Source organism: Brachyspira sp. (assembly GCF_050873525.1).
Lineage (GTDB): Bacteria > Spirochaetota > Brachyspiria > Brachyspirales > Brachyspiraceae > Brachyspira.
In genome coordinates this window covers 23558-31567 of record NZ_JBNMIZ010000007.1, presented here as the reverse complement: position 1 = coordinate 31567, position 8010 = coordinate 23558, and the positions used below count along the sequence as shown (strand labels likewise).

At 32.6% G+C, this 8010-nt stretch carries 7 protein-coding genes; 6 read left to right on the top strand and 1 reads right to left on the bottom strand.

Annotated features, from left to right (window positions below; all coding sequences use genetic code 11):
* Positions 1 to 116 precede the first annotated feature (116 nt).
* Positions 117 to 1943, top strand: a complete 1827-nt coding sequence (gene uvrC / locus ACR0QS_RS01285) for an excinuclease ABC subunit UvrC (protein WP_432631636.1) — start codon at positions 117 to 119, stop codon at positions 1941 to 1943.
* 21 nt (positions 1944 to 1964) lie between these two features.
* On the opposite strand, the gene dapF is transcribed toward uvrC, so the two are convergent.
* Positions 1965 to 2813, bottom strand: a complete 849-nt coding sequence (gene dapF, locus ACR0QS_RS01280) for a diaminopimelate epimerase (RefSeq protein ID WP_432631635.1) — start codon at positions 2811 to 2813, stop codon at positions 1965 to 1967.
* A 108-nt stretch (positions 2814 to 2921) separates the two neighbouring features.
* Here dapF and ACR0QS_RS01275 point away from each other — a divergent pair, with 108 nt between their 5' ends.
* The 5 genes from ACR0QS_RS01275 (at position 2922) to atpD (ending at position 7955) form a co-directional block, all read left to right on the top strand.
* Complete coding sequence (locus ACR0QS_RS01275; protein ID WP_432631634.1) at positions 2922 to 3923, top strand: type I phosphomannose isomerase catalytic subunit; 1002 nt, start codon at positions 2922 to 2924, stop codon at positions 3921 to 3923.
* Positions 3924 to 3953: 30 nt separating this feature from the next.
* The gene (locus ACR0QS_RS01270) at positions 3954 to 4730 is read left to right on the top strand and encodes an ABC transporter ATP-binding protein (protein ID WP_432631633.1); all 777 of its coding nucleotides are present in this window, start codon (positions 3954 to 3956) and stop codon (positions 4728 to 4730) included.
* A 25-nt stretch (positions 4731 to 4755) separates the two neighbouring features.
* Positions 4756 to 5538, top strand: coding sequence for an MlaD family protein (locus tag ACR0QS_RS01265; RefSeq protein WP_432631632.1), 783 nt, complete (start codon positions 4756 to 4758; stop codon positions 5536 to 5538).
* Positions 5539 to 5699: 161 nt separating this feature from the next.
* Entirely contained in the window at positions 5700 to 6476 is a 777-nt protein-coding gene (locus tag ACR0QS_RS01260; RefSeq protein WP_432631631.1) for an inositol monophosphatase family protein, read from the top strand.
* A gap of 66 nt (positions 6477 to 6542) precedes the next feature.
* Positions 6543 to 7955 carry a F0F1 ATP synthase subunit beta gene (atpD, locus tag ACR0QS_RS01255; protein WP_432631638.1) on the top strand — a complete coding sequence of 471 codons (1413 nt, stop codon included), beginning with the start codon at positions 6543 to 6545 and terminating at the stop codon, positions 7953 to 7955.
* Positions 7956 to 8010: the final 55 nt, after the last annotated feature.

The following is an 8010-nucleotide window of genomic DNA, read 5'->3' as shown; positions in this document are numbered from 1 at the left end:
TAATATTTTATTGACTTTTATCAAAATTGACAATTATTATTTGTTTAGTATAATTTATTAATTCTTAATTATTAAAAAATAAATAAAATCAAAAATTAATTATATTGAAAATAAAAATGAATCAGGAAATTAAAGATTATATAAACGAAAAATTGAAATATATTCCCGATAAGTCGGGCGTATATTTTATGAAAGACGAAAAGAATAATATAATATATATCGGAAAGGCAAAATCTCTAAAAAGCAGAGTCTATTCTTATTTTACCAAATCGAATAAAGACGCAAAAACTACGGCGCTTGTCGAACATATAGTCGATTTCGATTATATCATTACCGAAAACGAAGTCGAGGCTTTGATATTCGAAGCGGAAATGATAAGAAAACATAAGCCACATTATAATATTCTTCTTAAAGACCAAAAATCTTTTCCTTTCGTGGCGATAACGAACGAGAGATTTCCAAGAATCATAAAGGCGAGAAATATTATAAATAAAGAAAACGCGAGTAAATTTAAAAATTATTACGGACCTTATGTGGAATCGGAAAAGGCAAACAATATAGTAAAATTTATGACAGATAATTTTAAATTCAGAAGATGCAAATATGATTTTCCGCTAAAAAGACCGATTAGACCATGTTTGTATTATCATATAAATAAATGCACCGCACCTTGCGCAAATTTAATAACGGAAGAAGATTACGATAAAACCGTTGAAGAAGCGGCGATGATTTTGGACGGAGGAATCGATAGACTCGTTTCAAATTTAAAAAAAGAAATGGAATCTTACGCAAAAAAATTAGAATTTGAAAAAGCGAAAGATATAAGAGATAAAATTGACACTTTAAAATCGATTAATGTCGAGCAGAATGTATATATTCAAGAAAATGACGATATGGATATTTTGGGAATTTACGGAGAGAAAGGAAATTATATCATTGTGATTTTGTCGGTTAAGGACGGAAGGCTCGCCGACAGAAAAGATTTTTCGCTTAAAGATTCTTCCAATTTGCATTCCGCCTCTAATTATTCGGATATAGTTTCCGCTTTCTTTTCACAATATTATATTTACGCGAATTTGATTCCCGATACGATTTTAACCGAAGTAAAAGTAAACGATATAACGGTTATTAAAGATTATTTAAAAAAAATATCTGGTAAAACTATAAAAATAAAATTCGATAAAACAAAAAAAGGTTTGATAAATATTGCAAACAGCAACGCTAAACATCTTTTTGAAGAAAAAATTCTGGTAAAAGAAATTCCATTGGGAATTAATAGATTAAAAGAAATATTCAAATTAAGCAAAACTCCAAATATAATAGAATCTTTCGACATCGCGCATATTCAGGGAGCTTATACGATGGCGGGAATGGTTAGATTCGTAAACGGAATTTCGGACAGTAAAAATTATAGATTATTCAATATAAAAACGGTTGAAGGAATTGACGATTTCGGCTCGATTAAAGAAGCGGTTTATAGAAGATATAAAAGGCTTAAAGAAGAAAATTTAAAATTTCCAGATTTGATTCTTATAGACGGCGGAAGAGGACAGCTTAACGCTGCGATAGAATCATTGAAAGAACTTGAAATTAAAGGACAGCCGATAATGGCGCTCGCTAAAAAATTTGAAGAAATATATTTGCCGAATAGAGAAGAACCCGTTTTACTCGAAGACAACGAACCCGCGAGATTATTTTTACAAAAAGTGAGAGACGAAACGCATAGATTTGTAAATACGAGTCATGGAAAGAAGAGAAGCAGAGAGATGATTAAAAGCGAACTTGAAAGCATCTCGGGACTCGGCAGAAGCGGTATAGAAAAATTATATTCGCATTTTATAAATATTGAAAATATAAGAAACGCGTCTTTGGAAAGCATAAGAAATATTCCGGGAATAAGTTATAAAGTTGCAAATAATATATACGAACATTTTCATAAATAAGATTATCTTAAAAATATTAATTTATAAATTTATTTTTCCTTCAAAAGAATATCTCGCTTCGCCTTTCATAAAAACTTTTCCGTCTCTATAATCGAGAGTCAAATCTCCGCCCAAAAGATGATTTAAAATTTTGCTTTCCGTTCTTTTGCTAATGAATCCCGCTACGCAAACTGCTGACGCTCCCGTTCCGCAGGCTAAAGTTTCCCCGCTTCCTCGTTCCCAAGTTCTCTGTTTCACTTCGCCTCTGTTTATTATTTCCACAAATTCCACATTGGTTCTATTTGGAAAGATTGAATTATTTTCAATTGATTTTCCGATTGTTTCTATATCAATATTTTCCAAATCGTTTACGAATATCACGGCATGAGGATTTCCCATAGAAACCGCCGTAAATAAATATTCTTTTCCGTTTATTTTTATAGGTTCGTCAATTATCGTGTTTTTATTTATTGTCGTTGGAATTTTTAATCCTTCCAAAATAGGAGAGTCCATATTTATTTCAACCGAGTCGACTTCGCCGTCTTTTGTAAATAATTTTGCTTCGAGTATTCCTCTTAAAGTTTCTATTTTCAGAGGATTATTTTTATTTATATTTTTATCATAAGTATATTTCGCAACGCATCTTATTCCGTTTCCACACATTTCGCTTTCAGAACCGTCCGAATTAAACATACTCATTTTTACATCCGCTTTATCGCTCGGCATTATTAAAATTATTCCGTCTCCGCCAATTGAAAAATGTCTGTCGCTTAAAATCGGAGCAAACTTTTTCGCGTCTTCTATAGTAAAATTTTCTTTGAAACAATCTATATATATATAATCGTTTCCTATTCCATGCATTTTTGTGAATGATAAAATTCTGTCTGTCATAAAAAATCCGTTATTTAATATAATCTTTATTTTTATTATATATAGAATTTTAATTATGTAAATAAAATCGTATTGAATTATTTATTTTCGTATTATATAATTTTACTTATGTATATATTAGAATTATCAGAAATAGGAAAAGAAACTGTTTGGGGCGGAAATTCGCTTTCGTCATTATATTCAAAACATGTTGAACAAAATAAAAATATAGGCGAAAGCTGGGAAATATGCGATTTGAAAGACGATAAAAATATAATATCGAACGGAGAATTTAAAGGAAAAACTTTATCATATTTAATAGAAAATTTCGGCGAAGAATTTTTAGGTTCTGCTTGCAATGAATTCCAAGAAACAAAAAAAGAAGAAAAATATTTTCCGTTATTAATAAAATTTATAGATGCAAAAGATAAATTATCAATTCAAGTTCATCCAAACGAAGAATACGCGAATAAAAATCATGGCAAACATGGAAAAAACGAAATGTGGTATATTATGAACGCGAAAAATAGTCCAAAACTTTTGATAGGATTAAAAGAAGGAATTGATAAAACTGCTCTTAAAAACGCGATAGAAAATAATCAAAATATAGAAAATATGTTTAATTATTTTGAAGTGAAAAACGGAGACGCTTATTATATTCCGAGCGGATGCATTCATGCGATACTCGGAGATGTCATAATAGCGGAAATACAAACTCCGAGCGATATTACTTACAGACTTTACGATTGGAATAGAATTGATAAAAACGGAAAAGGAAGAGAACTCCATATTGAAGATTCTTTTAATGTGATTGAAAATATTGACGCTTCAAAATTAAAATCGCAAAGAATAAATAAAATTAAAAACGATAATTTGGAGATTAATGAAATATTTTCAAATAAATATTTTACGACTGAAGAATATATTATTAAAAATAATTTTTCTTCCAAAACGAATAATAAAACTTTTGAAATAATTATAAATATTGAAGGAAACGGATTTATAGAATCGGATATAAAAGATAATATTATAAAATTAAACGCGGGCAAAACGGTTCTTATTCCCGCAAGTATTGGAAATTATAGAATTAAAAGCGAAGGCGAAATGAAATTTTTAAGAGTGACGGTTTGACCTTACAGGATTTTATTTAGGATTTTATTAATGAATGTTATTGAAATGAAAGATGTGCATAAAAGTTTCGGCTCTCAAAAAGTATTGAACGGAGTAAATCTCGTTGTGAATAAAGGCGAGACTTTGTCGATTATAGGAAATTCTGGATGCGGAAAAAGCGTTCTTATAAAGCATTTAATTGGTTTATTGCAGCCCGATTCTGGAACTATAATAGTCGAAGGACATGACATTAATCAAATTTCGGATAACGAATTAACGGAAGTTCGCAAAAAATTCGCGATGGTTTTTCAGGGAGCGGCGCTTTTCGATTCTTTAAATGTTTACGAGAATGTGAGTTTCGGATTAAGAAGAATAAAAAAAGATATGCCCGAAGAGAGAATAAAAATGAAAGTAGCCGAAGTTTTGGATATGGTTGGAATGCCCAATATCGAAAAAAAAATGCCGTCCGAACTTTCTGGCGGTATGAAAAAAAGAGTCGGTTTGGCGAGAGCGATTGCTATGGACCCAGAGATTTTGCTTTATGACGAGCCTACCACGGGACTGGACCCCGTTATGTCGAGAATAATTGACGATTTGATAGTGAAGATGCAGAATTTACTTAATGTGACAAGCATAGTTATTACTCATGATATGATGAGCGTTTTTAGAATGGCGGACAGAGTGGTTATGCTTTATGACGGAAAGATTATAGAGGGAGGCGACCCCGAGCATTTGCATGAAATAGAAGAACCGCATTTAAAATTTTTCTTTATGAGCAGTATTGCGAAAAAGGGCGAGGATATAGAAACTATAAAACCTTTGGATTAATTTTTATATTTATTGAGGTGTTATTATGAAGAAGAAAATTAAATTAGGAATATTTTTTATATTTACTATAATATTATTTTTGGTTTCCATAACCATAGTCGGAAATTTAAAATTAAAAGGCAACGGTTATAGAATTTATGTGGATTATACTTTTATCGGCGATTTGCTTGTAAACGGCAAGGTATCTTACAGAGGCGGCGGAATAAATATAGGTTTTATTGAAGATATATCTATTAAGCCAGACGGAAGAATAAGAGTGACTTTGTTTATAACCGATAGAAATGTCATTTTGCCTCCAGGAACGAGATTTTCAATACAAACGGTTGGGCTTGGTTTGGGTGAAAAATACATAATGGCTACTCCTCCGACTGTAATTACCGAAGGACTTGAAAGTCTGCGTCCCGAAAGCGTAGTTGACGGAGTAGAGCCTTTCAGTTTGGAAAATACTTTAGGTTCTATAGGAGATATAGGAAAAGAACTTAATTTGGACGAATTCACAAGCATAATAACGAATATGTCCTCGACTATCGAGCTGATAACTAAAATAATAAATACGAACGAAGCGGATATTAACGAAATAATTTCAAATGTTAATAGAAGCGTTTCAAATATAAATATTATAAGTAAAGATTTGTCATTTATAATTGCCGATGTTGAAAAAGGAAAGGGAATAGTCGGAGAATTAATGAAGAATACGAATTTGCAAACAAATGTTACTCAAATAATAGAAAACTTAAAAATATTTAGCGAAAAAGTGCGGGATAATCCTTCGGTTTTATTATTTAGGGAAACGCAGACGAATAAATAATTTTTATTTAATTTAGTTTTAATAATTTTAATAATTTTAACGGAGATTTTATTACGGGTTTATTTAATACTAATAAAAACAAAGACAAAAATAATAAAGACGAAAACGATAAAAAATACAGAATCATAGAACGGGAAATTAAAAATTTTTCAAAATCGAAATTGAATAAATGCCTAAAAGACGCGGAATATATCGCAATAAAAGCGGGCAAATATTCTTTAAAATATTTCGGCGCTCCAAGAAAAGTGTCTAAAAAAGGCAGAACGGATTTATTTACCGAAATAGATTTGAAAAACGAAGAAACGATAAAAAAATATTTGACAAAACGGTATCCTAAATTCGCATTTTTGGGAGAAGAATCGAACAGTTTTGAAGATAAAGATTTTTCATGGATAGTTGACCCGATTGACGGAACGAGCAATTTTATTCATGGCTATCCTTTTTACTGCGTTTCAGTCGGTTTGACTTATAAAGGCTATCCGATTTTGGGAGTAGTTTACGCGCCTTTAACAAATACCGTTTATAAAGCGCATATCAAATCGAAAGCTTATAAAAACGGAAAAGTTATTAATGTAAGTTCGAGCGGTAAATTGATAGAATCTCTAATTATTACGGGATTTTATTATAATACGGCTACGGACGAAAATTTTTTGAATAATAGAATGATTGATTTTGAAAATATGGTTAGAAATAGTTTGGCGGTTAGAAGAGACGGTTCGGCAGCTTTAGATATATGTATGGTCGCGGAAGGCGCGGCGGACGGATTTTTTGAATTCGGACTTTCCGCTTGGGATATTTGCGCTTCGACTATTATACTTAAAAGAGCGGGCGGAATCGTTACAAATATAAATATGAAAGAATATGATATTTTTTCAAAAAAACAGTATATAGCGAGCAATAAAAAAATTCATAAAGAGATGGTAAAAACTCTTGAATAAGTTTTTAATAAATATAAAATATATGACAATAATTTTGATAATAAATTAAAAGGAAAAATTTTTATGATAGCGGAAGGAAAAAAAGGAAAAGTTATTCAGGTTGTCGGCTCGACTTTGGACGCGGAATTTGAAGAGGGACATTTGCCCGAAATATTAAACGCGCTTTATATAGATAAGGAAGTCGAAGGAATTCAAAGGCATGTTGTTTGCGAAGTTCAGCAGCATTTGGGAGGCGGAAAAGTGCGGGCAATCGCTTTGGAATCAACGGACGGAATTTCACGCGGAGACGATATTATAGATTCGGGAAATCATATAATGGTGCCAGTGGGAAACGAAACCATTGGAAGAATATTTAATGTATTGGGGCAGACGGTTGATAAAGGAGAACCGATTGAAGCTAAAGAATATCGTTCCATACATTCCGTGCCGCCAAAATTCGATGTCCTCGAACCAAAACTTGAAATATTTGAAACGGGAATAAAAGTTATAGATTTGCTCGCCCCTTATATTAAAGGCGGTAAAACGGGATTATTCGGCGGAGCTGGAGTAGGAAAAACGGTTTTAATAATGGAACTTATTCATAATATTGCAAGCGAACATGGAGGCTATTCTGTATTTGCGGGAGTCGGAGAGCGAACGAGAGAAGGAAACGATTTATGGAGCGAAATGAAAGAATCGGGAGTTATCAATAAAACTTGTCTCGTTTACGGGCAGATGAACGAACCACCAGGAGCGCGTTTAAGAGTCGCTTTAACGGCTTTAACTATGGCGGAATATTTTAGAGATTCGGCGGGATTAGATATTTTATTATTTATAGATAATATTTTTAGATTTACTCAAGCGGGAAGCGAAGTTTCGGCTTTACTTGGAAGAATGCCGTCAGCGGTAGGTTATCAGCCGACTTTGGCAACGGAAATGGGAAGTTTACAGGAAAGAATTACATCCACTAAAAACGGTTCGATTACTTCGATTCAAGCGGTTTATGTTCCAGCGGACGATTTAACGGACCCTGCGCCAGCGACAGCTTTCAGCCATTTGGATGCGACAACGGTTTTATCTCGTGAAGTGAGCGAAAAAGGAATTTATCCCGCGGTTGACCCTTTGGCGTCTACAAGCAGAATACTAGACCCGATGGTTTTGGGGAACGAACATTATGAAGTTGCAAGAAATGTGCAGAATATTCTTCAAAGATATAAAGATTTGCAGGATATTATAGCAATTCTTGGAGCGGATGAACTCTCCGAAGACGATAAATTAACGGTTTCGAGGGCAAGAAAAATTGAGCAGTTTTTGAGTCAGCCGTTTTTTGTAGCCGAACAGTTTACGGGACTTCAGGGCAGATATGTAAAATTGGAAGACACAATAAGAAGTTTCAAATCGATTTGCAACGGAGATTATGACGATTTGCCCGACCAAGCTTTTAGACTTGTGGGTTCGATAGAGGAAGTAGTAGCGAAAGCGAAAACTATAAACGCTTGATAAGATAAAAATTTAAAAATTAAAAAATTTAAATAGAAAAATTTGAATATAGAAA